The organism is Streptomyces sp. sk2.1 (assembly GCF_008120935.1).
GTDB lineage: Bacteria > Actinomycetota > Actinomycetes > Streptomycetales > Streptomycetaceae > Streptomyces.
The window spans coordinates 1,449,370-1,474,677 of the sequence record NZ_RDBO01000020.1 but is presented as its reverse complement, the minus strand read 5'-3'; the positions used below and the strand labels follow the sequence as shown (position 1 = coordinate 1,474,677).

Below are 25,308 nucleotides of genomic sequence, written 5' to 3'. Positions count from 1 at the left end.
CACCGGCACGCCGGATACGCGTGGGAGTGAGGCACTCCCTTCGCCGGGGCGACCTCGGCCTCCGGGCGCACGATGCGGGTGTTGCCGTGCCGGTCAACCTCGTACACCTTGATCGTCATTGGCATGCCACCCTCTGCTCCCTCCCGGCAAGATCTCCACGGATCTCCAGTACGTGCACCGTAGGACGGGGTAGAACGAGTGCGGGCACGCAAAATGCGTGCCCTGCTCGGGGGGTGCTCCATGGAGACTGGATACATCGGACGCCGCATCGCCTACTGGCGAGGGTTCCGCGGCTTCACACAGGCGGACTTCGGTCGCCTCATGGGGCAAACCCGCAGGTGGGTGCAGGATCTGGAGGGCGGGCAGCGCCAGCAGGACCCGCGCCTATCTGTGCTGGTGCGTGCGGCCGAGGTCCTGCGCATCCCCCTGGAGCAACTTCTGATGGACGTGCCCCCGGAGCCACCCCCGGCAACCACTCCGCCTGTCGAGGCACTCGCCGTCATCGACGTCCTGTACCGCGACGACAGCGAAGACGCGGATCCCCCACCGCTCGCGGACCTACGACGTCGACTCACCTACTGCTGCGAGGCATTCCAGGCCTGCCACTACGGGGCGCTCGGCCGCGACCTGCCCCCGCTGATCGTCGGATCCAGACGGTCTGCCGCTCAGGCGGGTGCTGAAGCCAGCGAGGCTCACGCCCTGCTGTCCCGAGTTCTGCAGCTGACGGCCTCGTTCCTCCACAAGTACGGTCCGGCAACGGCGGTCCAGGCGGCAGTGGTCGCCGACCGGGCTCTGACCGCAGCAGAACGATCTGGCGACCCGGTCGCGATCGGTGCGGCGTCGAGGCGGGTGGCGAAGTCGCTCATCCACCAACAGCAGCCTCGAACGGCCGTGGAATTCGCAACGGGAGCGGCTCGGCGCCTGTCTGCGGATCTGGAGGCCAGGGGGCCGATGGGGCTCTCGACGCTCGGCATGCTGTACCTGTCCGCAGCGGTCGCGGCCTCCTCCCTGGGCCGGTCGGCGGCTGCGGTGCGCCAGGCCGGTGAGCAGGTGGACCAGGCGGCCGAGGTGGCTGACCAGCAAGGCGCCGACCTTGACGAGGACTACACGATGTTCGGGCCCACCAACGTTGAGTTGCACCGAGTGGATGTGCTGACCAGGCTCGATGACGCGGGGGCAGCGCTCAAGGCCGCAGACAGGCTGGAGGACGAAGCGGTGCATGGGCTGTCGAAGGAGCGGCAGGCGCAGCACCTCATCACGATGGCACGCGCTCAGCTCTTGACACGGCGGAAGGGGACTGCTGCCGAATCACTGATCGAAGCGGCTCGGCTGGCTCCGGAAGAGGTTATCGGTCGACAGTCCACAATCGACCTTGTCGCCGATGTGGTCGGAGCGACCCCCGTGCCCGGCAGAGACTTGCGCCGTCTTGCCGAGCGGTGTGGACTCCCCGCATGACGAAGCGAGTTCTCTACCTCATCGCCTGCGCGGCCGGCCCGACCGAGTACGTCGACGAGAGTGTTCGGCAGGCGCAGGCCCGGGGGTGGGATACCTGCCTCATCCTGACCCCGTCCGCTGCTCGATGGTGGGAGCCGCGCCTTGCTGAGCTGGAGGAGCTGACCGGGCATCGAGTCCGGTCGCAGTACAAGCTGCCGGGGGACCAGGACGCTCTGCCAAAGGCGGACGCCATGCTCGTTGCCCCGCTGTCTTGTACGAGCTTGAACAAGTGGGGCAATGGGATCGCGGACACGGTCGCGCTGGGTCTGGTCTCCGAGGGGGTCCATCTTGGGGTTCCGGTAGTGGCCATGCCGTACTTCAACCAGGCCCAAGCCTCGCAGCCAGCCGTGGCCCGAAGCATCGCAGACTTGCGGGCGCAAGGAGTGCTGTACCTCGACGGACCAGACGGGTACAAGTCACATCCTCCGAAGCAGGGCAATCCGCAGAAGTACCCCTGGCATCTTGCTCTCGATGGGGTCGGCGCCATTGCTGGCCTCACCCTGTAGCAACCTCGGGATGTCTAGATTCAGCCGGTAGTATCCGGCCATATGGCGATCGAACTGAGTGACGAGCTGATCCGGCTCGAAGAGGCTGCGTGGGCCGAGCAGCAGGAAAACCGGCTGACGGTCGAGACCGCGCAGGCGGTGCAGACGGCGATCACCGCACACGCCGAGGCAACCGGGCAGTCCCGGGACGAGGTCGAGGCGGCGCTGAAGAAGCACGTCCGGCACCCGGCCGAGGGCGATGGCTGACCCCAGACACGCGAACGCCCCCTCCTGCTCCTGCAGGAGAGGGCACCTCCGCAGATGCGGAGAACGCTGAGGCGCCAGCCTCGGCTGCGCGTCGACCTTCGGTTCACCTCCGCGTAGGCGGAGAGATGGCCGCGGCGACGGGGGGACGACGCGGCCAGAAACAGTGTCGCAGATCCGGCGTCGGGAAGTAGCCAGGCCATTCACCGGAGCAGCGCGAGGGCCCCTGTCGCGGCACCAGCCACCCCAGCGAGTACCCCGATCGTAGGAAGCGGCCACTGCTTACGCTCCAGCGACGCCACCCGGTCCTGCAGCGCCGTGATGTCTCCCTCGGCTGTAGTTGTCCGCTGGAGCGCCAAGTCCAGCCGGCCGTTCAACTCAGCGAACCCGGTCCTGATCTCCCCGCGCAGCTCGGCCAGTTCGACGGCGACCCGGTCGGGCCCGGAAGGCGGGGTCATCGCTCCCGCTCCCGTACGGTCTCGGTGAGCCCAGGCCCGCCGCCAGCCCCCGCTCCGGCAGTGCTGAGCGCGGTCAGCACGGCCAGGAGCGCAGCGCCCCCGGCGAGCGCGAGGGCCTGGCCCCAGTCCGCATCCAGGACATCCGCCGCGGTGAGCCCCACGGCAGCGAGGAGCGTCTGCGCGGCCGTCCGTACGGTGCGCTCGGCGGTGGCCGCCCAGAAACTCCCGCTGAACACCGTGCCGGTCATCAGCGGGCCACCGCCCCACTCAGGGCCGCCTCGATCCGCGCGGCCGCGGCCTCAACACGCGCGGCCGCGGCCTCGGCCCGGATCGCGTACGACGCCGCATCCCGCAGCACCGACTCCGGCGCCCACGTCGGGTTCTCCTCGGTCGCGCGGCCCTCCGGGGGCGTCATCAAGTCGGTACGCCACACCGCGTCGAAGATGTCGCGCTTGGTGATGCCTGCCATGGGGTCCTCCTCGTTCGGGTTCCAGCTCGCGGGGTGCTTGAGGCGCTCGGCCACGTCGGAACGCAGCTTCGACATGGTGAAACCGCGGGGGTCGACCTTGTCGTTCGACCACTCCAGGTGGCCGATCACGGACTTCGCCGACCAGCCGTGCGTCCGGCACAGCGCGGCCTGCACCCGGACGATCGCGTCGTACTGCGCCTTGGGCCAGGGGTCTTTGCCGTCGCCGAGGTTCTCGCACTCCCAGCCGTAGAACCGGGCGTTGCCGTCGACCCCGTTGGCGTTGCCGCGGGCCGGCTTCGACGGGGCGGCGCCGTACGACTCGGCGATGACCTGCTGCAGCACCTTGGGGTCGCCGCCGCCGGCATGGTTGGTCCGGCCCCAGCCGACCATGTGCACCCGGCCGTCCTTCGCGATCATCCCGTGACACAGCGGACCGGGCAGGGACGCGTGCCCGTCCCGGACCAGGGCGACAGTGGAAGCGGTGCCGCGGGTGACCGTGTGGTGCACGATGCTGCCGTTGACCGGGCCCCAGGGGCCCTTCGAGTTCCGGTTGTGCGTGCGCCAGTTGCCGACCTCCACCACGCGGACACCCTCAGCGCGCAGCGCAGATATGACCTCCGAGGCGGTCAGTGAAGCAGCCATTCCACCCTCCTAGGTGTACGAGACATTGCGGACCCTGCCGGTGAAGCCGGTGGCCGTCGATCCTGTCGTCGACTCCGTTTTCTCCACCCAGAAGTACGCGCCGCGCCACGTGGTATCCGCCGCGGTCACCGTGTGCCGGGTACCGTCCGACCGGACCCGCGTGAACGTGATCTGATCAGCCGTGACAACCAGCTCGTACGTGTTCCACACCCCTGCCGAGACAGCGGGACTCGTCCGCGTCGCCAGCAGCGTGTACGACCCATCAGCAGCGAACCGGCCGATCCCGATCTCCCCGTTCTGCCGCTGGTACACCCGGTAGCAATTCGGCGTGATGGCAGGCACCTTGGCCGGGTTCGCGACCGGGTCGTTCTGCGGCCACGAGTACGGATCAGCATCCGTCACCGCGCCGAACAGCAGCCCCATCCGGGCCGCCGTGGCGCTGGCCGAGAGCGTGTCCCACTTCAGGTCGAACGTGATCGTGTACGAGGTCGGGTTCGCCATCGGGCACTCCCACCCGCACAACACCGCCGCACGATCCCGCCCATCACCAAAGCCCGACGGCAGAACCAGGCCCTGCTCGGCATCCTCCGTACGCCCGCGGACATGGCCGCCGGACGCCAGGACGAGCTGCTGGTCCGTGTGGAAGCTGAGCTGCCCCGTCCCCATGCGGCGGTGCTCCCACGGGTCAAACTCCATCCGATACCCGCGGCCCCCGAGGGCGGGGACGGTGCCGGGCCCGCGGTAGTAGGACGGGTCGAACTGCAACACGCCGCGAATCCCCAGGGCGGAGACGCGGGTGTACTCGGACTGCCGGCTCGTTCCCCGCATCAGCACCTGGAGACCGGCATCCTTGTACGCGGTGAACACGCTGTCGGCGTGCCGGCTGTACAGGGCGATCCACTCCACGCCCGCGGCAGTCAGGTCGGCCACCGGGTACGGCAGTGTCGCGTCACCCCACGTGGTCGGCTTGAGTGGCATCATGATCGCCGTGATGCCCTGGTTCTCCACGGTCGTCGCATTCGTCAGCTCGCGGACCCCGATCATCGACCAGGACTGGGCGCAGTGGTCCAGCACCACCTGCATCGGCCCGATGATGGCGTCGCTCTCCGGATACGCCGCCCGCTCCGGATCCGGCGAGCAATCGAGCAGCGCGACCGACTTCGCGTCGATCTTCCGCAGGAAGTCGCTGGCCAGGGGCTGGTAGTAGCGCTGGGCCAGCCACCCGTACCAGCCCCCGCGGCGATCCTTCCGCTTCTCCAAGTCGACGTCGTCGTCGCCCCAGGTGAACGTCCGCGGGTCATCGACGTCCCCGGCGTAGTTGAACGTCGACTGGATCGTCGCCGCGGTCATCTGCCGGGCATCCTGAGTGAGGTACAGCGACGACCGGCCGGCGCTGATGATGTGGTCCCAGTAGTCCGTCACCACCCCGACCCCGTCCGACGTCGTGCAGGTGTGGAAATGCACGATGTCGTAGCCCTCGGCGAGGCAGTAGTCGACCTGGTAGGGGCTGCTGTACGGGCCCATGAGCCCGGCCAGCTCAGCGGCCCCGACCACGTTCGGCGCGGCCGGCAGGGACTCGATCGGGCGCGCGCACACGTCCGGCACCGGAGTCTCCCCGCCGGGCGCGTAGAGGCACCCATCGGCCCCGAACCGCAACGAGTTGCCAGTGTCGCGGGACAGGCAGACTTGGAGCTTGTCGGTGCCCTTGTCGTAGGTCAGCCCGGCCCCGGCAATGTCCCCGAACAGGGAGTCCTTGTCGATACCGACCTGGTAGGTGACGGGGCGCACCCCGGCCTTGTTGACGTAGATCGGCGCGATGCCTTCCACGACGACGGAACTTCCTCCGCATCCGCAGGGAGCCGCCATGTCAGTTCTCCTCTTCTGTCGGGGTGAGGACTTCGCGCCCTCGCTGGTCGATGGTCTGCTCGTGCCGCACGTCGTCGATGTAGAGGACGAGACGGCTGGTGTAGGAGCCTCCGGCGGAAGAGCGCACGGCGCGGCCGATGACCGCGGAGGACTGAACGCCGGCACGGATGGGGGACTGGGCGAGGCGCTGCCCGGGGCGTGCCATCAGGGGACCTCCTGGTCGAGGGGGATGAGGCCGACGGAGACCCGCTCGCGGGACCCGTCCCAGGTGACCTCCATGTCGGAGAGCGCGAAGCCCTGCTCCAGGGCGAAACAGTGCTCGTCGTCGTAGATGTCGACGCGTTCGCCGGGGACGAGCTGGGCCATGAGGAGCGGCGCCTGCGGGGCGAGCTGCGCGGACTGCGGGATCTGAATGACCATCGGCGCGGGGTAGCGGCCCGCGAGGGCGTCACGTGCGGCGGAGCGGAGGTCGGCCTCCGTCGGGTCGTCCTCCTGGATACGGACGATCGTGTCGAGCCTCCCGTACGGGGTGCCGGTGCGCCCGGTACCGACGGTGAGGCCCTTGGAGATGTCCTCGCCCTGCTGCGTCGTCGCGAAGGCATAGGTGGCCGCGGGCTCCCCGTCACGGACGACCTCCACCTCGCCTACGAGGTCCCCGAGACTGATCCGGGCCTGGGCGGGCGTGTTCTCGGTCGGCCAGCCGCGCAGGACGAGAGAGCGGCCGACAGTCGTGAAGTGCAGGCCCCGGTCGTTCCACTCGCGGAGCATCGTCCCCAGGTACTCGGTCCAGATCGTCGTGTTGGAGGAGCCGTCCTTCTCGACCTTGATCGTGGGGAGCCCTGACTCGTCGGCGACGATGTAGTCCATGATCCCGGGGTAGTCCGGGGGCACGGACAGGGCCGATTCCTCCAGGGCGAGGCGGATGTGGTTCCGGGCGATGTAGACGATCGTGCCCTTCCTCCGCCCCATGGAGTCCGGGGTGGTGGTGGAGTAGTCGACGCGGAAGGTGTTGTTGAGGCGGTCGAGCCAGGCGACGACGTCGAGGGCCTCGATGATGACCTCGTTGCGGCGCACCCTCACGCGGCGGACCGGGCCCTGCCAGACGAGTTCGCCGTCGCGGTAGATGGTCAGCTCGTGAACCCAGGGGTGGATGTCCTCGATCTCATGGCACGGGCCGCAACGGGCAAGAGTGACAGTGGCCTCCGAGACGTCATCGGCGGTGCGCCCCCAGGAGATCTCGGTGATGTCGTCCATCGCGGCAACGGGGAGCTCGAGGGCCCCGCCGCGCCAGTGGATGCGCGCGGTGTACGCGGTGGCGCAGCCGACGTTGCTCCCGGTCGGGCCGACGGCGCCTCCGGACTCGCAGCCTCCGGGCGGAATGTAGGCGACGGGTGAGGAGGACAGGCTGCTGGTGGAGCCGTCGGTGCGCTCGATCGTGAGGACGTAGATGTTGTCGCGGCACGGCGGTGCAAGGGCGTCCACGGCGAGGACAGGATCGCCCGTAGCCCCGGTCCCGGAGGTGAGGACGGTCCCGTCAGGGCGAGTGATCGTCCACGACTGCACGGTGGCGGGGTCGCCGAGGGACGCGGCGAGCGCGATGCCCTGGTCCGTGGCCTCCGCCTCGATCCACGTGCCCGGCCCGGCGTCGGCCTTCACGGCGTACAGGCGCATGAGGCGGGGCGCGGCGTCGGTCGCGAAGCCGTAGACCAGCCGGGGCCCGGCCGGGGATTCCCAGACGGTGAGGGCCTCGGGCTCGCGGGTCACCAGGTCCGGGTAGCCGGTGAACGGGACGGTCCGGATGGTCCGGCCGGTGAACGTGTCGAGGATGACGAAGCGGGCGTTGCCCGGCGGCGGGTTGTCGTCGCTGTAGCCGCTCCCGTGGACCTGGTAGATGTACCGGCCGTAGAGGGTCCAGGACTGGAACAGGTCGGTGTCGGTCTGCGGGAAGTCGGTGATGAACGCGTCGAAGTTCCGGGCGGTGAAGTCGGCGTAGCTGTAGATGCGGTAGCGGAGGTTCCCGCCGCCGAGGGAGTAGCGGATGCCGACCTGGGAGTGGGTGAGGTCGAGGCTCGGGGTGATGCTCGTCGCGCCGGGGATCGGCTCGAAGACCTCCGCCGTGGCCGTGCCGACGTCGAGGACGGTTCCGGGCTGGTACGGGTAGCGGGCGATGAGCCGGCCGTGGGCGTTCTGGCCGGCGGGGCGCTCTGCCGCGTCGTACGCGGTCCAGATCCAGGTGGCGCCGTCCCTGTTCTCGACGCCGAGCCCGCTGCCGTGGTCGAAGCGGCGGACGTACATGTTGTCGACGAGCTCGCCGGCGGTGCTGACGCGGGAGATGGCGAGGTCGCCCCGCGCGTTCCGGGCAGCGGAGTCGACGGGTGCGCTCTCGCCCTGGAGTTGGCGCCCGCCCTGGATGACCTGCGTCGCGAAGACCTCCCCGGTGACCGGTTCGATCGCGGCCTGCTGGTGGACAGTGCGCTCGGAGAGAGTGACCGGGCCGCTGAGGTAGACGTCGGACGGGCCGAGCGGGTCGAGGACGGCCATGTCACATCACGTCCGATCGAGGGATGAGGGTGATGCGGGCGCGGGCGTCGTCGGCGACGGTGTCGGCACGGGCCCAGACCTCCACGCAGAGACCCCCGGGGCAAGGGAAGTATGGGTACGTGAAGAGGCCGCCCTGGGGGCCGAAGGCGTTCGGGGCGGACACGGCGATTCCGACCCCCTCGGTCTCGCACTCGATGCTGGACCGGGAGACGCGTCCGTCCATGGTGAGGAGGCTGTTCGCGGGGAGGTAGGTGACGTTCAGGTCCCCGCACGCGTCACAGGGGTCCAACTCCTGGGCGCAGTCCTCGTTCTGAGGGTTCGACCAGAAACGGACGAGGAGCCGCCGCATGTCGGCGGAGCCGGGCTCAATCTCCACGACGGGAACGAGCTCGGACCAGAGCGGGTAGTCCTCCGAGGCGACGCGGATCCGGGTGACGAGGAAGTCCCCGACCCCCTTCGGGTAGCAGGGAGACACGGGGCGCGGCGGCCGCGGAGGGAGCGGCGGCCGGGGGCACTGGTCGTCGGTGGCGCACGGAGTCGGCGGGAGGCAGCGCTGGTAGACCTGGTCAGGGTCGGCGCGGGTCTCGGTTCCCTGGGAGAGGGCCACCCAGTCATCCCCGGTCGGAAGCGCCTGCCCGTAGATCCACGGGTTCCCGGCCACGAGTGTGAACGACACCACCGCCTCGACGACTTCGCCCCAGTAGATCCGCTCGGAGACGGTGAGGCCCTGGAGGAGCCCCACGTCGTACAGGTAGCGAAGCTCGGCACCGTCGTACCCGGTGTCGGTCCCGGAACCGGGGCAGCAGGCGAAGAGCGTCATCTCGGCGCCGGTGCAGTTCCCGCCGCAAGGGTCCCCGGACAAGGAGCGGGAGAGCCACTCCAGGCCATAGGAGAGCCCGCACTCGGAGAGCGCGAAAAGACGGACGGTCACGGGGATCTCGCGGTGCTCCCGGCGCAGCGGACCGATGCTGCTCCCATCGCGGACGAGGGGCAGCGGGTCGCGGGCCGCGGGGGACGCGGAGAGTCCATCGATGCTGGAGGAGAACGCCCCGAGGAAGTCCGCGCTGGCGCCGCGTACGGGGTCGTACCAGGGCGCGTCGTCGGCGACAGGGGACGTGTACGGGTCGTGGCCGAGGACTTCGGGGAGGCCGGCGCAGCGATCGCAGTTGATCGTGACCCCGTACGGCTGGACGTACGTGGCCGCACGCTCGTTGTTGATGATCTCGGCGCACGCCAGGTTCAGGTATCCGGGCCACATGGTCAGACTCCCGTCGCAAGGGTCATGCGGTTGTACAGGGACTGAGAGAGGGCTCGGGGGTCTGCTCCCCGGGTCGTGATGTTCCAGGTGTGGGACTGGGAGCGGTCGGTCGTACCGGTGCGCACCACGAGGCCCTGCTTCTGGAGGAGGTCGATGAGCCCGGACTGCTCCGCGAGTTGAGCAGCGCGGCGGGGGCGCATGAGCGGGATGACCGCCTCGGGACCGGCTTCGCCGACGTAGGCGAGGGTGCGCTGGTAGAGGATGCCGCCGTCCGCGAGCTCGGGGATGCGGGAGACGTTGACCGGTGAGAACTTGTTGAAGCCGTCGACGGCGCGGTTCACGAGGCGGATACCTGCGTTGAGGGCGGCTCGGAGGCCGTTCCACATGGACGTGCCGATCCCGGAGAGGGCGGAGGTGATCTGCCCGGGGAGCTTCCGGAAGAAGCCGGCGATGTTGTCGAGCCCGGTGGAGACCTTCCGCTGAGCGGCGGACAAGGCGGTGGAGAAGGCGCTGCTGATCTTCGAGCCGAGGTCGGAAAGGGCCGCGAGGGCCTGCCCGGGGAGGCGGCGGAAGAACGCGATGATCCCGGCGATCTTCGCTGGGAGGGTCTGGGTGACGAAGCCGATCGCGGCATTGAACGCGTCGGCAAGGAAGCTGCCGAGGTTGGAAATCGCCTCGCCGATCTTGCCGGGGAGGTCCCGGAAGAACGTGATCGTGTTCTCGATCCAGACAGGCACCTGCTCCCACAGGTAGTTGAAGCCTGCGACGAACGCGGCGACGAGGAGCCCTGCGAGCATCCCGAGGGCCTCGAAGATGAGCCCGGGGAGGTTCAGGAACCAGTCGAGGGCGCCCTGTGCGTAGACGGGGAGCTGCTCGGTGACGAACGTCCAGGCGACGTTGAACGCCTCGGAGAGGGCGGCCCCGATGGAGTCCCCGATCCCGGTGAAAAAGGCCGGGAGCTCCACGGAGAAGAAGTTGATGAACCCCTGCCCGAGGTCCTCCAGGGCGGGGGAGATGTAGGTGTTCCAGACGGCGGCGACGGCGCTGACCATGGCGGTGCCGAGAGCAGCCATGAGGATCACCGGGATGAGGTTGAAGATCGCGGCGATCTTGAGGAGTTGGGGGCCCCAGTCGCCGACGGACTCGCCGATCTTCGTGCCGATCTTCATCATCAGGCCGGGGATCTTCGGGACCAGCTCCAGGAAGGCGTCCTCGATGGCGCTGGCCAGGCCCTTGGCGGCCTCCTTGACGTAGGGGAGCAGGTCGCGGACGGAGTCGGCGAAGTTCCCGAAGCCGGAGACGTCTCCGGAGAAGAGGCCACCGAGAGCGAGCTTGGCTTCGCGGCCGACGCGCGACAGTGCGGTTCCGAGGTTGTCCCGGAGGCTGTTTCCGGCGCGCGTGGTGGAGCCTTCGAAGCCCTCCATCTGCTTGGCCGCGGTCCCGAGGTCCATCTTGTCGAGGGCCCCGGCGAGGTCTTCCGCCTTGGTACCGAAGAGACCGACGGCGAGCTGGTTCCGCTTGAGGGGGTCCTCGATGTTCCGGAGACTGTCGAGGACCTTCTCGAGAGCCTCACGGGCAGGCGCGCCGCCCTTGGCAAAGGCATTGGAGAACTCGGTGGCGTCGAGGTTGAGGGACTTGAACGCCTCCGTTACCCGCTCTCCCCCCTGAGCGGCCTCGATGCTGAACTCCTTGAGGGTGTCGGCGACGACGTCGGCGTCGCGCGCACCGCCCTTGAGGCCCTGCTGGATCAGGCCGAGGGCTTCTTCTCCGCTGAGTCCGAGCTGGCGGAACTGGGTGGAGTACTCGGAGAAGGTGTCGAGGAGGTCTTCCGCGGCGTTCGCCCCGCCCTGAACTCCCTTGGTGAGAAGGTCGAAGCCCTGTTGGGCGTTGTCGACGAGCCCCGTCTTGATCATCTGTCCGACGGCTCGGGCGGTCTGGCCGACGTCCTCCTCCATGAGGTTCGCGAGGTCGGCGAGGGCGGTGGAGACGCCCTGGAGGTCGAGGTCTCCCGGGTTGAGCTGGAGCCCGGCGCGTACGGCTTCCTGGACGGCCCTGGCGCCGTCGTCGGCAGTCTCGGTGACCCCTTCCGCATAGAGGCGTCCCGCGGTGGCGCCGTACTTCTTCGCATCGGCTCCGGTGGACCCGAGCTGGGCTTCGAACCGGCCGGTGATCTGCTGCCCGGCGATGTACTCGGAGACGCCGGTCGTGAAGGCTTTCGCGACGAGCGCGGCCCCGGCGAGGACAACGGCGACGACGGCACCCCACGGCCCTGCTCCGGCGAGGGAACCCGCAAGGCCGCTGATGAGGTCACCGCCCGCTGCTGCGCCTGCGTCTCCTGCTCCGCCCGCAGTCACGGGGACTGTCAGGCCGTCGGGGATCTGGTTCTGGAGGTCGTCCAGCTCTGAGCGGGCCTGGCTGGTGTCGGCACGAACGGTGACATCGATGTCACGGGCGCGGATAGACCGGATGTCGGACTCGGCGCGGCTGGTGTCAGCGCGGACTTCGAGCTCGATGCGGGGCGGGCGGACGCGGCGCAGCTCCCGCTCGATCTCGCGGACGAGCCGGCGGGAATCGGCCCGGAGAGTGATCTCCGCCGTGATGCGGCGCAGGTCCCGGCGCAGGCGGTCGACGAATCCCCGGGCATCGGGCTCGATGTTGATCTCGACAGGCCGGCCACGTTGGAGGTCACGCTGAAGCTCCCGGTGGAAGTCCGAGGTGTCTGCCTCGATCCGGACTTCGGCGGTTCCGTACGTGGCCATGAGTCAGATCCTCACTCCGGGAGGGGGCATGAACATGCGCTGATGCCAGGACTTCGCCTCCGCCTCGTCGGCCCACTGCTCGGCCTGCCAGGCGACGATGGAGGCGACGATGCGCCGGGCCGGCTTCCCGGCAGGGTCGAAGCCCTTGCGAACGGTCCAGGCTTCATAGGCGAGCAGGGACTGCGCCGCAGACTCGGTAAGGCGGTGCGCGGTCCACCAGGGGACGCCGTAGAGCTGCTGGGCAAGACGGAACGCGATGGGGCGCAGCGTGGTGAAGCCGACAGCGGTCTCCGGGTCGGTGAGGAGGTCGTCCCAGAATGCCTGCTGATCAGGCGGAAGAGCCCGCGGGAACAGGTGGAGCCATTCGTCCTGGAGGGCCCACGCGCACGCCTCGGGGCCGTCCGGCGCGTCGAGGTGGATGAGGTAGTCGATCCCGTCGAGCCGGACGGAGGTCTGGAGCGGTGCGCGGAGGCCGAAGATCACTTGCGGGTGGCCTTACGGGCGGCGGTGGCCCTCTTCACCGGCTTCTTCGCCGCGACCTTCTGCGTGGTCGGAGTGACACCAGAGCCGAGGCCGCGGATGGAGCCGACGACGGCGTCCTCCCACTTCGGGCCCTTCGGGTCGTTCATGAGGTAGCGGACCAGCTTGTAGAGGGTCACGAACGTGACGTCCTCAGGCTTCGGGGAAGAGAGCATCTTCTCCACCTCGGCGGCCTCGTCGGCGCCGATCATCGCGGTGAGGAACCGGCGGACGACAGTGATGTCCTTGTGGCCCGTCTCGTAGATGTCGAAGAGGACGGCATCCTTCGGGCAGTGCGCCTCGAAGGTCTTCCCGCCGATCCGGACATGAACGGAAGGCGCGACAGGCGTAGCGAGGGTCGCGGTGTCGATGACGATGACGGGCTCGGTACTCACACAGGCCTTCTTCACTGGAAGGAGGCCCGTACCTGCGGACCTCTCGGTCTGACGCAGGGGCTATACGCCGGTACACCCGGTATCAGAGTACTTCAGACGGTTCACCTAGTTCGAGATGTAGGGATCAAAGGGACTCAACCCCCGGATCACATCTGCTATCGAGCGCTATCACGAACAATCAACCGAACCCCTCTGCAACCATGGGATACATGGACCAGACAACCGAAAACAACCGAAAAAATGGGTGCAACGCCGATAGTGCCGAAGAGTCCATCAACGCGACCCCGCTGCCATGGGAGCGCCAGCCGGACGAGCGCATCGCCGACTACTCCCGCTTCCGGATGTACCTCGCCCTGCGGGACCGCTCCGCGGCCAGCACAGGGAAAGCCCTCGACCTCTCCGCGGAGTACTCCCGCGTCCTCATCAAGCGACTCGGCTGGAAGGAGCGCGCAGCGGAATACGACCGCGACGAGGCCGAGCAACTCGCCGCCGATACCCGGCGCGAGCGCTCCCAGGCGATCTCCGCCGTCCTCCGGCACATCGTGGATGCCACGGAGGGCCTCCAGGTCGAGGAGGGGGAGCGCACCGACCCGCGCTACCTGCTCGCCCTGTCGTCCGTCGTGAAGAACCTCATGCCTGGCACGGAACTCGTTCTGGCCTCCGGGGGGACCGTCGGGGACGATCTGATCTCCCTCGCTTTCCAGAGCGCTTACGAGGCCCGCGGGGAGTCTCTCAAGGGTCTCGGCGAAGAAAGGGGGGACGGGTGATGTTCCCTGAAGGCCCTGCAGGCGACCTGGGGGCGCTCCTGGCTGGCCCTCAGTACCTTGCCGCGCACCTGCTTCCCGGATGGACCATGCGCGCCCACACTCAGGTCATCGGCGAGGCGTTCCGTCACGCCGTCTATACCCCCGGCAGCAAGACCGCGATCATCACGCCCCCACAGGTGGGTAAATCTGCACTCTGTGCCCAATGGGGGCCATTTTGGGCTCTGATGGGCAAGCCGGATATAAAGATTGTTACGGCTTCTTACGGGCAAAGCCTCGCCGAGCGAAACGGGCGCGCCATTCGCAGCCTCGTCGACGAACACGGCCACCGCTACGGACGGGTGCTCGCCCGCGGCGAACGCTCCGTCACCCGCTGGAGCCTCACCCACGGAGGCGGCGTCTTTTCCGCCGGCGTCGGCGCAGCACTCACCGGCTTCTCCGCCGACATGCTCATCATCGACGACCTCTACAAGTCCCGGGCCGACGCTGAGTCCCTCACCATCCGCGACACCATCTGGGATTGGCTCTCCAGCTCTGCACTCACCCGCATGAGCCCCGGTGCGCCCATCCTCATGATCGGCACCCTCTGGACCGAACAGGACGCCATCCTCCGGCTTCTGGAACGCGAAGGACGCCTCGAGGACGGAGGAGAGTGGCGCGTCGTCCACCTCCCCGCCATCGCCGACCACGCACTCACCGGCCCCGACCCCCTCGGGCGCGCCGACGGCGACTACCTAACCCACCCGAAGATCCCCGAGCGCGACCAAAACGCCCTCCGCAGCTTCTGGGAGACCCGGCGCGCCTCCACCCTCCTCCTGGACTGGCAAGCCCTCTACCAGGGTGACCCGCGCCCACGAGACGGCGCCGTCCTCACCTGGGAGGCCGTCGAGAACGCCATGTTCAACCTCCCCCAACTCCCCGCCGGCGTCGGGCGCACCGTCGTGGCCGTCGACCCTGCAGGGGGCGGTCAGGACGAGGTCGGCATCATCGTCGCCTCCGTCGACCCCGGAACCGGCATCGCCTACATCACCCACGACTACTCCGACCGCATGTCCGTCACCGAGTGGCCTCTCCGGGTCTGCGCCGTCGCCGAGGAGCACCGCGCCGACCGCATCGTCCTGGAGACCAACTTCGGCGCCGGCCTGGTCCCGCAGGCCATCCGGTCGGCCTGGGCCGCCGAGGAGCGCAGTACCTTCCGCCCCGCGATCTCCGCCGTCCGCGCCCTCAAGGGCAAGATCCTCCGCGCCGAGCCCATCGCCGTGGAGGTCACCCTCGGGCGCCTCCGGTTCGAGCGGAATCTGACCAAGCTCGCCAAGGAGTGGGCGTCCTACGTCCCCGGAACCCGAACTTCGCCCGGCAGGCTCGACGCGTCGGTGTACGCCGCCATGGCGCTCCTCCGCCCCGCCGTGGCCCACCTTGTCCGGGAGACCGCCGAGGACGCCCCCGCGGCCCCTCCGCGCCGCCGTGTACCCGGCCGGGGCGCAGCAGCAGCACCCGCCGCCGGCCGCCGCCGAATCCCAGGGAAGTGACCCATGGCCCGCCTCACCCAGTGGAACAGCACTCTCTTCGCCGCCCTCGTCGCCGACCAGATCATCACCCCCGTCACGGAGGCCGTGCTTGACGAGGCCAAGCGCACCTGCCCTGTCCGCACAGGGGACCTTCAGGACTCGCTCACGTACCAGGTCGACGTCCAAGGGCAGAAGATCACCGGAGTCGTTTACACCGACGCGAAGTACGCGCCCTACGTCCACGAAGGCCGCGGCCCCGTCGAAGCGGCGCCCGGCAAAGTCCTCGGGCCGCTCCCCGCCCCGTATCCCCGCTTCGTTCGCCGCGTCGGCCCCGCCAAGGCGCAGCCCTGGCTGCTGGAAGCGCTCAGCGCAGCAAGAGCGTGGCTCAACTAGCCCTAAATCGGTAGAGTTCGGATATGGGAGCACCGCGGCGCCGCCCTGCGGAACGAGGCCGATCACGCCGACGCCACGAAACCGAGGTCGACTCATGAGCGCGCTCATCCCGCCGCACCGCCAGTACCGGACGCCCGTGATCACCCGCTTCGAGATCGAGTGGCAGCTCGCCCGATCACGGGCCCGGCGCATCGTCGGCGACGACCTGCCCAACCTCGCCGCCCGGGTCGGCATGACCCCCGACGAAGCTCTCGATCACCTTGCCGCGGCCCCTCGGTGGGTACTCGAGCCCGAGGAAGGCGCAGCATGACGGAACTTCACATCGCGACGCACACGGTTCCGATCGCGGTCATCGCCCGCCAGGATGGGAAGCGGCCTGTCGAGCTGATCGAGTCTTACCTTCAGGTGCCAGTCACCAGCCGACCGGTCGATGGCGGGTACACGGCCGAGCTCGACGTGCGCGCGGTGAAGCGACTCCTTGCGGAGGAGCTGCGGGAGATCGCCGACCATATCGACGTGGAGGCATTTAAGGACGAGTTCGGGGGCAACCCGTGATGCATCCACTTGAGCAGGACTCGTACAGGCCGAAGTACCCGCCGCAGGGGACTCACGTACCCGAGGTCGTGGCCAAGTGGGGCAAGCGGTCACAGCTTCGCTGGTTCGCCCGCTTCGGCGTGCAGCTCGGCGGCCGTAAGGACTGGGCGCGCTGGTACTGCGCCTCGCCCCATCACCGGGGACTGTGCTGCATGGGCTGCGAGGACGAGGCGCAGCAGGGGTACGGGGTCCGGGTCGACGGCTTTTGCTGCTGCCGCGACGAACGGGTATCCGCGTGATGCGCCGGATGATGAACCTGCTCAAGTAAGGCACGTAGGTGCGACATCCTCCGGAAGGACCATGCGCAGATGTCTCCAAACACCTCATTCGTACTGGTTTTTATGGGTCTTTTCCTCGTCATGACGGTAGGGATCCTGTCCCTGGCGAAGGTGGCCCTCGCGAAGATCGACGCCGCCCGCGAAGCAGTCAGGGCTGAGCCGGCCGCAAGGAAGCGCTGATCCGCGTCACTCGACGGTGCAGCGCCCAGGGCTGACCCTGGACACCAAGAAGCCCCCGGCCGGCACCGGGGGCTTCCTCGTTTCCTGCGGACCGGGGCTACTTCTTCCGCATGACCGCGACGTCACCCTGGTCGATGAACTCCAGGCCCAGGGAGGACACCATCTTCGCCCGGTCCTGGGGGTCCCACCAGGTCACGTCGATCCACGACTTGCGGACACCGCCCGACCCGACCGGGAGATCCGCGACGATCACCCCGCCCTTCCGGAGGACCCTCACCATCGACCGGAGCAGCCGCTCCACGTCCTCCGGAGCGTGATGGATCAGGACCGCGCGGGCGACGACCAGGGCTGCCCGCTTCTTCCCGAGGACCCTCGACAGGTCCAGACCGTCGGAGAGTTCCAGGCGCGCCTTCACACCCATCAAGTTCAGCCGGGCCTTCGCCGCGTCGAGCATCGCCTGTGACGCATCCACGCCGATCACGTCGAAGCCCAGCTCCGCCAGGGGGCCCGTCAGACGGCCGTTGCCGCAACCGAAGTCCACGACCGGCTGACCCCGGCGAGCGTACTCCGCGATCTCGGAGACCTGGTCCCACCCGGACCGCCAGTACGCCTCCTCCGACACTGTCCACAACGGGTGGATATCCCCGGCCTCGGCGCCGTCCCACGCCGTCAGGACGTCCTCGAACTGCATCACTTGCTCTCCTCCTTCGTCCCGCCGAACAGCCGGATCGCGGCATCTACCTCAGCCTCTGACGCGTACGGCGTACGGGCGCCACCACCCACTGCCACGTGCACCCAGCCCAGGGCGCGCCGCGACCTGCCGCCGCGGATACCGCCCGTCGCGGCCGGAGCGCTCAGACGGGCCCGGCCACCTCCACCGCACGTCTTGCAACCCATCACCGGCCACCCTTCGCCTTGACCTCATGGACCAGACGGCACGCACGGGCGCGCACCGTCGAATTGACCGTCTCCGGGGACTTGCAGATGTCCTGGGCCGCCTTCACCGCGGCCGCCCTGGACTGCTGCGACGACGACCCGCGCCCCTCGAGGAAGTCCGCCAGGATCGACAGGCACTTCGGGAGCTCCACACCCGACGGGAGCGTCATAGCCGCTTTCAGGTCTCCCGACTCCAGTACTGCCAGGGCCGCGTGCACCAGCTCCGCGTCGACGCCCTCCGGGAACTCCTCCACCGGAGCAGCGTCTTCGGGAGTCTCTTCGCTGGGATCCTGCGACAGGATCGCCAGAAGCGCGTCCAGCTTCCCCTCGATGCGCTCCAGCGCACCCTCGGGCACCAGCATCGCGTGGAAGCCGGCCGCGGCCGCGATCGACGCGGCCAGTTCGTACGAGTCCGTCGCCGTCCGCTGCGGGAACCCCGGGTGCGGCACCGCGGTCACCGCGATCAGCTCCGCCGGACGCCCCAGGCGCGTTGTCAGCCAGTGCCCGGACACCGGCATCATCCGCAGCCGGGTCAGGCGTGCTGAGTCCTCCATCACGTCGGGGAGCACCGCGCCCGACATCCAGATCCCGGTGTCGTCCTCGCCGACGATCACCGCCGCCGCAGCAGCGCGCGGGTTGTCGTAGTGCGCGGCCTGCGCATCCGCCGGCGCCGAAGCGTTCCCGTGCCCGATGTCCGTGGTGAGCAGCCCCGGATGAACCTGCGTCCCGTCGTCCAGCGTCAGGACCACGTTCGCCTGGTGGAAGTAGCCGTACGACCCGCCGCGGGGCACCCGCTGGACGTCGCCGTTCGCCGCGTACCCGGCGTGGACCATCGGCTCTCCGTCGATGTCCTCCCACCGGGCCACGTACCCGGACACCCGGCCTTCCGGGGACACCAGTTCCGTCTGGGAGCCGTCGGGCGCAGCGAACCACGCCGCTGGGGGAGTCCATTCCCGCCCCGCGACTGCCCGCTGCAGGGCCGACGCCGACAACGATGCCACCAGTGAAGCTCCCACGGAGCCGCCCTCGTCCGCGTCGTCGTCGCGGTCCCACGGGGCGTTCTCGATCGAGTCGTCGTCGAAGACCTCCGACGCCCGCTCGTACAGCCGCTCCAGGGCGCCCCGGACTTCCGCCATGGCGTCCTCGGGAAGGTCCAGTTCGGAGCGGGCGCCCTGCACAGCCCCTGCTGCGGCCGTCACCCCGTCCCATACCAGCGTCAGCTCGCCGTCGATGGCTGTGGCCACCGGGAGCGACCAGTCCGACGGTGGGCCGTCCGACCGCCACACGTAGCCCTGCGCGAGCCGGTCCTCGTCCAGCTCGCCGTCGACCGTGGCCCATTCACGGAGCGCCGCCACAGCCTCCGCGCCGTCCCACGGCCGTCCCCGGTCAGCCCACGGGGCATCAAACTTCACCGAAACAGGCATTCAGGAACTCCTCTGTTCGCTGGAGGCCGCCAGCAGCGCGGCCAGATCGATCTTCGCGATGACCTCGCGGAGCAGCTCCTGGGAATGAGGCTGCTGCGAGTTCATCAGGTGCTCCACGTAGGAGCGCACCACCGGGGCGAGCCACGGCAGATGGACGTCCCAGGTGTCGAACGCCCCCTTGAGCGCCCTGTCGCGGATGTCCACCGTCATCGGAGGCAAGTGCGCGTGAACTGCCGTCAAGGGCACCGCCTTCAGATCCGCGCGCATCTCTCTCGGGGCCCGGCCGACCAACCGGTTCCCTGTGCGCTCCAGGACCCGCAGGACCGCTGACTCCACCGCGGCGAGCAGCGCTTCCTCCGGGTCCAGCCCGGCTGTCACTGGCCTCTCCAGCGGCTCCGTTCCTGCCGACTCCTCGAACGTCTCCGCGTCCTCGGGAGTCTCAACACCAGAAGGCGCAGCACCGGCACTCTCCGGGACCTCCACGTCGATCCCGAGCGCCGGCAGCACCCACACCGCCGTCTTCGGATCACGGCGCAGCACCGACTCCAGCAGCAACCGCGTCCGCTCCGACCCTGTCGGCATGTCCGACACCTCGAAGCCCACGTGGCGCGCCCACGCCTCGTCCGTGAGGAGGCCCGCGTCGTGCGCCTTGTCCGCCTGCGCCGACCGGTCCGGGCGCACCTTCAGGTCCGTCAGGTCGTACGCCACGACGTACCGGGTCGGGTCTAGGCCCAGCTTCGTGAGCTGTGGGCGCAGGTAGCAGTGCGTCAGCGCATCCGCGAGCGCGTCCACGCGCGGCTCGAACGCCGTCGTGACCGCCTCTTCCCGGATCGTCGCTGCGGACCAGTGGTTCGTCGCCCCCAGGCCCGTCACCAGCTCCGGCGGGACGCTCAGCGACACCGCCATCCGGCGCAGCCCCAGTTCGAGCTGTGCCGGGGCATCCTTGTCCAGCGGCGAGGACAGATCGATCCGGACGATCTTCGACAGGTGTTCACCGGGCCCGGACAGGAGCAGCGGCACGACTGCTGAGACGTCTCCGCGGTCTCCCATCGGCGTGAGCATCGCCGACTCCAGCGCGCCGGCCACGTCGTTCGTTACCGGCTGGTTCACTCCCGTCTCCGGGCCACCCGCCGGTGGTGTGATCACGTTCAGCTCGTCCGGGATCACCACGAGCCCGTTGCCGGCCGCCCGTGACTCTGACACCGCGAGCATCCGCGCCTGGATCGCCGCGATGTTCTCCAGGATCGGCTCCATCGCGAGGACGACGCTGTACGGCAGCCAGGACCGCTCCGGGTCCGAGTACCAGATCCGCAGCGGGTCACCCGTCGCCTGGAGCACCTCGTCCTGGTCGACGCACACCCCGACCGTGCCGCCGACTGTGGAGATTTCCGTCCGGTTCGCGACCTGGTACCCGTACTCGGTCGGGACGAGGTACGCCTCGCCGGTCACCTCCAGCAGCAGCGACAGCCGACGGATCGCTTCCCCTTGCGTCGCCGACGAACCCAGTACCGGGTCCAGGAGTTTCACGACCTCTGGGTCCGTCGACCGGACCAGGCCCTCTGGCGTCCGTTCCGCCACGTACAGGTCGGCACGCGATGTGGAGTCCGCGATCAGGTTCAGCGCCGAGCCCAGCTCCGGCACCATCCGGAACAGCTCCCACGGCCGCGTCTGGCCGCCGCCGCGCACCGGGAGAATCCCGCCCGGGCGGGGGCGCTCGACTCTGCCGGACGCGCGCAGATTCCACTTCCGGACAATGCGCCGGCGCTGGGGAGCACCTGTCATTTCAATCCTCGATCCATCCGGCAAGGACAGGAGCAACCCACCCGATCGACAACGATGTCAGCGGAAGCAGCGACCAGTCCCAGCCGACCGCCCAGTGGACGTACGACGCGCACGCCAGGGCGGTGTACACCCCGACGCACCACGTGCAGGACACCAGCATCGACAAGAACCGGCCCAGGAACCCTGACCGCTTCTCGAGCCAGGCGCGGAGAGGGTGAGTGATCACATCGGTGACCACCAGCCGGTTGAGGCGGCACGACGAAAGAACCGCCAGCAGATAGAACCCGAAATGTGATATCACCCGCCCAGGATAGGCGGGATGCGCCCTTTCGTGACCCAGTCCCATACGTGACCCGGTTTTATATGAGACCAAGTGTCATATCCTGGAACCGCATGTCGCTGGTGCTGAGGGCCGGACAGGCGTCGTCAATGACCCTTCCGCGCACCAGGAGTCCACCCATGGACCTGACCGAAGTCCTCGCCGCCCTCCGCGAGATCGACACCAGCCTCACCGAAGAGGAGCAGGCCGAGACCCGCAAGGGCACCCTCGCCGACCTCCTTTCCTCCGGGCACGTCGACATGACGGCCCTCACCGCCGCCGTCCGCGAGAAGACCGGCGTTCTCGACGGTACCGATGACGTCACCGAGGACCAGCTCCGCGAGATCAGCCTCCTCGCCGACGTCTCTGACGCCATCAACGCCCGCACCGCTTTCCTCGCGGATGAGAAGGCCAAGGCCGACCGCAAGGCCGCTGCCGCTGCTCTCGCCGCCCGGATCAACTCCACCGAGGTCCCCACCGCTTCCGGCGCCGAGGTGATCTCCGCATCCACGGCCGTCCCGCCCGCCCGGCGCAGCACCGGTGCCTCCCGGTCCTCGAGCAGCGCGTCCTACCTCAACCGCTTCAACCTCGTCGCCTCGTCGGATCTCCCCGGCCACTACAGCGGCACGAACATCCCCTCGTTCGCCGCCCTGTCCGCCGCGATCACCGAGCGCGCCGGCCGCGCCTCCGCCCGCGTCACCGACAAGGGCATCCAGCTCGCTTCGCTCCAGCGTGTCGTCCCGGAGACCCACCACGTCGCTGAGCAGGCCGCCGACTGGCACAAGATCGACCAGGTCGCCAACGAGCACGCCCAGTTCGGCCAGTCCCTCGCCGCGACCCTCCTCAAGCGCAGCCAGAGCCTCACCGCCTCCACCCCGATCCCGGGCCTGTCCACCGGCTACGCCTGGTGCGCCCCGATGGAGATCCGCGACGAGCTGTGCCCCGTCGAGGGGTCCCTGGACGGCCTCCTGGACCTCCCGACCCTCGTCACCTCCCGTGGCGGCGTCATGTGGCCGACCACCCCGGACTACACCGCGCTGTACACCCCGTTCTGCTTCTCCGACGGCGACATGAACCAGGGCTACGACCTGGAGAAGCCGTGCGTCGAGCTGCCGTGCCCCGAGGGCTGGGACGAGGCGAAGCTGGAAGGCTGCTCCTACTGCCTCCAGACGGGCATCATCCAGTCCCGTGTTGCCCCGGAGCAGGTCGAGCGCGCCGTGACGGAGCTGCTCATCGCCCACCAGCACCACCTGAACGGGCAGCGCATCCAGAAGATCGTCGACTCCATCGCGAGCGAGTCCGGCGCCCACACCGACCTCAGCGAGTACGGCAACCACGGCCCCGGCCTCATCGAGAGCTTCCTCAGCTTCATCGAGCTCCAGGCGCACCGGATCCGCGAGCGCCGCCGCCTCGCCTTCACGACCACCCTCGAAGCGGTCTTCCCCCTGTGGGTCCTCTCCGTCCTGCGGGCCGACCTCACCAAGAAGAACGCCATCGAGGGCCGCTGGGCCGCCACCGACCAGGACGTCATCAACTACCTCCTGCTCCGCGGGATCCGGCCCCAGTTCGTGCGCGGCTGGCAGGACGAGTGGCTGCGCGATGACGCCGCCGTCACCCAGTACCCGACCTCGATGACGTTCCTGCTGTTCCAGGCGGGCACCTTCGTCAACATCGTTGGCCCGTCCGTCCAGCTCGAGATGGTCCACGACAAGGCCCTCATCCAGGCGAACAAGGAGATCCGGCTCTTCGCCGAGGACCTCTACGCCATCGCCCGCCGCTGCGGACAGGCCGCCAGCTTCACCGTCCCGCTCTGCGCGAACGGTGTCAGCGGTGGTCAAGTCGTCTCCGAGTGCACCCCGTTCATCCCGACCCCGGCCCCGGAGCAGCTCCGCGTCGCCCCCCGCCGCCGCTGACCCGACCGTAGAGCCGAGGTACTGAGATGACGACCGCCGTAGAGGGCTTCACGCCCCGCTACGAGGTCGCAGCTCCGACCGCCGCCCCTCGCCCCTTCGGACTGCTCTCACTCGCAGTCCAAGCGGCGGGGGGCGCGCCCGCGACCGCCTACCAGCACGGCGTCCGCTACTGGTCGGAGATGTGCGACCTCAACACCGGATCGCTCGAGGGGTTCTGCCCCGACGGCGAGAAGGAGATCACCCCGTACGCCCCTGTCCCCGTGGAAGGCGCGCCCTTCCTCGTCACGTCGGGCGTCGTCTGCGTGTCCCCGAACTTCGACGCCGAGGACCGGGCCACCGCGCACCTCGCACGCGGGGAGCAGCACCGGGCCGAGACCGTCTTCTGGGAGCAGCAGACGACCCGGCCCGACCTCGTCGACCTCGGGGAAGCCCCTACCCCGGACTGCGCTCTTGGGAAGCTCGAAGCTCACGCGGCCAAGAACTACGCGGGCGCCCCGGTTCTACACGTCCCCACCCGCTACCTCCCGGTCCTCGCGGCGAACCACCTGCTGACCCGGACCGGCGACCGGCTGGAGACCGTCTGGGGAACTCGGATCGTCGTCGGCAGCGGCTATCCCGGCGAGCCCGGTGACGAGACCCTCACGCTCCTCGTCACCGGAGAAGTCGGGATCTGGCGCACCGCGATCGTCGCCACCCCCGACTTCGACGCCCGCACCAACCAGCGCTCTGCCGTCGCCGAGCGCCTCTACGTCCTGACGGCAGATTGCCTCGCGGCGACCATCACCGTCCCTGCTTGCCCGGGAGGAGCACCGTGACCACCTGCATGATCCCCGGCGCCTGGGAGGTCGTGCGCATTACCCGCGTCGACTCCTGTGGCCGCCCTGTCTATGGCGACTGCAACGCCGTCGTGAGCCGATGCATCGCCACGATCACCGACACCCCCGAGGTCGAGGAGGCCGAGCCGCGGACCCAGACCGGATTCGACGGCACCGCCTGCGCCACCGAGGTCGGCTGCGACAAGGTCAACTACCACACCATCGAAGCGACCTGGTCGCAAATCAACCTCGACGCTTTCAGCTTCATGAACCCCGCCGCGCGCATCACCCGCGACAGCTCCGGCGAGGCCATCGGCCGGTTCGGGACTCAGCGGATCGACTGCTCCGCCGGATACGCCATCGAGGTGTGGGCCCGCTCCATGGGCGAGTCCGACGCCTGCTCGGGCCAGTCCGAGGCCGAGGGGCAGTGGTACTACCGCGTGTACCCGTGGATCACCGGCGCGACCCCCGGCGACCTGACCATGGGCGGCACGGATGAGGTGGCATTCGTCTTCACCGGGCGCACCAAGACCCGTACCCGCTGGGGCAGGGGCCCGTACAACATCACCCTGACCGACGGCATGCCCAGCGGACTCCCCGAGCCGTTCGACCCGGACGAGGAGGAGCCGTACTGGGAGGGCATCGTCACCCTCCCGCCGCCGGAGGCCGACTGCGACTGCATCGAGGTCCCCCGCCCGATCCCGGACCCGGCGACCCTCTCGATCATCGCCGACCCCGCCGACTTCACCCGCATGACCGTCCGCCTCGCCGCGGACAACAACGGCCTGGGCCCCGTCCTGGTCGACTGGGGCGACGGATCTCCCGTGCAGGAGGTCGGTGACCTCGCTGCGGTCTCCCACAAGTACGCGGAGACCACGTACGGCGCCCCGGTCACCATCCGCGTCTGCGACAAGGAAGACCCGGTCGTCTGCTCGGAGAAGGAGATCACCCTCCCGCTCCCGTCGGACGCCCCGGACATGGCGATCACGGGCGCAGCAACCCCCGAGGAGCCCAACCGGATCGCGGCCACGGTCGTCCTGCCGCCGCAGGCCGCCGGCCACGTCGTCATCGACTGGGGTGATCGGGAGACCACCGAAGCGGACGCGGGGGACACCGGAGTTGTGGACGCCACGCACGTCTACCGCTACCCCGGCCGCTACCGGGTCTGCTCGTACCGGGCCGAAGCCACACGGGAGCGGACGTGCACTGTCGCGGACGTCCCGATGGATCCGTACTCCGGCTGACGGCAAGG

General features: G+C 69.1%; 27 protein-coding genes. 13 read left to right on the top strand and 14 right to left on the bottom strand.

The window, feature by feature from the left end; all coding sequences use genetic code 11:
* The first annotated feature begins 240 nt into the window (after positions 1-240).
* Genes EAO76_RS10095 through EAO76_RS10085 form a run of 3 tightly spaced genes read left to right on the top strand, consistent with a single transcriptional unit; the run spans position 241 to position 2,246 of the window.
* Positions 241-1,455 carry a helix-turn-helix domain-containing protein gene (locus EAO76_RS10095; protein WP_148835408.1) on the top strand — a complete coding sequence of 405 codons (1,215 nt, stop codon included), beginning with the start codon at positions 241-243 and terminating at the stop codon, positions 1,453-1,455.
* Positions 1,452-2,000: a flavoprotein gene (locus tag EAO76_RS10090; RefSeq protein ID WP_148835406.1), complete on the top strand. Its 549-nt coding sequence runs from the start codon at positions 1,452-1,454 to the stop codon at positions 1,998-2,000. Before EAO76_RS10095 ends, EAO76_RS10090 begins: the two co-directional genes overlap by 4 nt.
* 42 nt (positions 2,001-2,042) lie before the next feature.
* Positions 2,043-2,246: a hypothetical protein gene (locus tag EAO76_RS10085; RefSeq protein ID WP_148835405.1), complete on the top strand. Its 204-nt coding sequence runs from the start codon at positions 2,043-2,045 to the stop codon at positions 2,244-2,246.
* A gap of 200 nt (positions 2,247-2,446) precedes the next feature.
* Here the strand turns inward: EAO76_RS10085 and EAO76_RS10080 are convergent, their stop codons facing one another.
* The 10 genes from EAO76_RS10080 to EAO76_RS10035 are packed head-to-tail and all read right to left on the bottom strand — an operon-like array spanning position 2,447 to position 13,150.
* A complete protein-coding gene (locus EAO76_RS10080; protein WP_148835403.1) occupies positions 2,447-2,701 on the bottom strand; it encodes a hypothetical protein in 255 nt (84 codons plus the stop codon).
* Entirely contained in the window at positions 2,698-2,949 is a 252-nt protein-coding gene (locus tag EAO76_RS10075) for a holin (RefSeq protein WP_148835401.1), read from the bottom strand. The genes EAO76_RS10080 and EAO76_RS10075 overlap by 4 nt, the downstream gene beginning before the upstream one ends.
* Positions 2,949-3,812: a peptidoglycan recognition family protein gene (locus EAO76_RS10070; RefSeq protein WP_148835399.1), complete on the bottom strand. Its 864-nt coding sequence runs from the start codon at positions 3,810-3,812 to the stop codon at positions 2,949-2,951. The genes EAO76_RS10075 and EAO76_RS10070 overlap by 1 nt, the downstream gene beginning before the upstream one ends.
* Positions 3,813-3,821: 9 nt before the next feature.
* On the bottom strand, positions 3,822-5,639 hold the full coding sequence (locus EAO76_RS10065; protein ID WP_148835397.1) for a hypothetical protein: 1,818 nt from the start codon (positions 5,637-5,639) through the stop codon (positions 3,822-3,824).
* Positions 5,640-5,679: 40 nt separating this feature from the next.
* On the bottom strand, positions 5,680-5,883 hold the full coding sequence (locus EAO76_RS10060) for a hypothetical protein (protein WP_148835395.1): 204 nt from the start codon (positions 5,881-5,883) through the stop codon (positions 5,680-5,682).
* A complete protein-coding gene (locus EAO76_RS10055; RefSeq protein ID WP_148835393.1) occupies positions 5,883-8,219 on the bottom strand; it encodes a hypothetical protein in 2,337 nt (778 codons plus the stop codon). The genes EAO76_RS10060 and EAO76_RS10055 overlap by 1 nt, the downstream gene beginning before the upstream one ends.
* A 1-nt stretch (position 8,220) precedes the next feature.
* Positions 8,221-9,477, bottom strand: a complete 1,257-nt coding sequence (locus tag EAO76_RS10050) for a hypothetical protein (RefSeq protein ID WP_148835391.1) — start codon at positions 9,475-9,477, stop codon at positions 8,221-8,223.
* A gap of 2 nt (positions 9,478-9,479) precedes the next feature.
* Positions 9,480-12,236: a phage tail tape measure protein gene (locus tag EAO76_RS10045; RefSeq protein WP_148835389.1), complete on the bottom strand. Its 2,757-nt coding sequence runs from the start codon at positions 12,234-12,236 to the stop codon at positions 9,480-9,482.
* Between the two features lie 3 nt (positions 12,237-12,239).
* Positions 12,240-12,719, bottom strand: a complete 480-nt coding sequence (locus EAO76_RS10040) for a hypothetical protein (RefSeq protein WP_148835387.1) — start codon at positions 12,717-12,719, stop codon at positions 12,240-12,242.
* Positions 12,716-13,150 carry a hypothetical protein gene (locus EAO76_RS10035; protein WP_148835385.1) on the bottom strand — a complete coding sequence of 145 codons (435 nt, stop codon included), beginning with the start codon at positions 13,148-13,150 and terminating at the stop codon, positions 12,716-12,718. The genes EAO76_RS10040 and EAO76_RS10035 overlap by 4 nt, the downstream gene beginning before the upstream one ends.
* Before the next feature lie 209 nt (positions 13,151-13,359).
* Between EAO76_RS10035 and EAO76_RS44450 the strand changes: the two genes are divergently transcribed.
* From EAO76_RS44450 to EAO76_RS44445, 7 genes are all read left to right on the top strand, one after another.
* Positions 13,360-13,917, top strand: coding sequence for a hypothetical protein (locus EAO76_RS44450; protein WP_187438525.1), 558 nt, complete (start codon positions 13,360-13,362; stop codon positions 13,915-13,917).
* Positions 13,917-15,443, top strand: a complete 1,527-nt coding sequence (locus tag EAO76_RS10030) for a terminase large subunit domain-containing protein (protein ID WP_316248327.1) — start codon at positions 13,917-13,919, stop codon at positions 15,441-15,443. The genes EAO76_RS44450 and EAO76_RS10030 overlap by 1 nt, the downstream gene beginning before the upstream one ends.
* Positions 15,444-15,446: 3 nt before the next feature.
* Complete coding sequence (locus tag EAO76_RS10025; protein WP_148835382.1) at positions 15,447-15,815, top strand: HK97 gp10 family phage protein; 369 nt, start codon at positions 15,447-15,449, stop codon at positions 15,813-15,815.
* A 94-nt stretch (positions 15,816-15,909) separates the two neighbouring features.
* Positions 15,910-16,125 (top strand): hypothetical protein, encoded by a 216-nt coding sequence (locus tag EAO76_RS10020; protein WP_148835379.1) that lies wholly within the window; start codon positions 15,910-15,912, stop codon positions 16,123-16,125.
* A complete protein-coding gene (locus EAO76_RS10015; RefSeq protein WP_148835377.1) occupies positions 16,122-16,370 on the top strand; it encodes a hypothetical protein in 249 nt (82 codons plus the stop codon). Before EAO76_RS10020 ends, EAO76_RS10015 begins: the two co-directional genes overlap by 4 nt.
* Positions 16,367-16,648 carry a hypothetical protein gene (locus EAO76_RS10010; RefSeq protein WP_148835376.1) on the top strand — a complete coding sequence of 94 codons (282 nt, stop codon included), beginning with the start codon at positions 16,367-16,369 and terminating at the stop codon, positions 16,646-16,648. The genes EAO76_RS10015 and EAO76_RS10010 overlap by 4 nt, the downstream gene beginning before the upstream one ends.
* Before the next feature lie 69 nt (positions 16,649-16,717).
* Positions 16,718-16,867, top strand: coding sequence for a hypothetical protein (locus tag EAO76_RS44445; protein WP_187438523.1), 150 nt, complete (start codon positions 16,718-16,720; stop codon positions 16,865-16,867).
* Between the two features lie 97 nt (positions 16,868-16,964).
* On the opposite strand, the gene EAO76_RS10005 is transcribed toward EAO76_RS44445, so the two are convergent.
* From EAO76_RS10005 to EAO76_RS09990, 4 genes are all read right to left on the bottom strand, one after another.
* Complete coding sequence (locus EAO76_RS10005) at positions 16,965-17,558, bottom strand: class I SAM-dependent methyltransferase (protein WP_148835374.1); 594 nt, start codon at positions 17,556-17,558, stop codon at positions 16,965-16,967.
* A gap of 205 nt (positions 17,559-17,763) precedes the next feature.
* Complete coding sequence (locus EAO76_RS10000) at positions 17,764-19,158, bottom strand: hypothetical protein (protein ID WP_148835372.1); 1,395 nt, start codon at positions 19,156-19,158, stop codon at positions 17,764-17,766.
* 69 nt (positions 19,159-19,227) lie between these two features.
* A complete protein-coding gene (locus EAO76_RS09995; protein ID WP_148835370.1) occupies positions 19,228-21,009 on the bottom strand; it encodes a phage portal protein in 1,782 nt (593 codons plus the stop codon).
* Between the two features lies 1 nt (position 21,010).
* Entirely contained in the window at positions 21,011-21,310 is a 300-nt protein-coding gene (locus EAO76_RS09990; RefSeq protein WP_148835368.1) for a hypothetical protein, read from the bottom strand.
* 158 nt (positions 21,311-21,468) lie between these two features.
* On the opposite strand from EAO76_RS09990, the gene EAO76_RS09985 reads away from it, so the two are divergent.
* From EAO76_RS09985 to EAO76_RS09975, 3 genes are read left to right on the top strand one after another with little or no spacing between them, the layout of a single operon-like run.
* Positions 21,469-23,241: a major capsid protein gene (locus tag EAO76_RS09985; protein WP_187438521.1), complete on the top strand. Its 1,773-nt coding sequence runs from the start codon at positions 21,469-21,471 to the stop codon at positions 23,239-23,241.
* A gap of 26 nt (positions 23,242-23,267) precedes the next feature.
* Complete coding sequence (locus EAO76_RS09980; RefSeq protein WP_148835364.1) at positions 23,268-24,056, top strand: hypothetical protein; 789 nt, start codon at positions 23,268-23,270, stop codon at positions 24,054-24,056.
* The gene (locus EAO76_RS09975) at positions 24,053-25,300 is read left to right on the top strand and encodes a hypothetical protein (RefSeq protein WP_148835362.1); all 1,248 of its coding nucleotides are present in this window, start codon (positions 24,053-24,055) and stop codon (positions 25,298-25,300) included. The genes EAO76_RS09980 and EAO76_RS09975 overlap by 4 nt, the downstream gene beginning before the upstream one ends.
* Positions 25,301-25,308 lie beyond the last annotated feature (8 nt).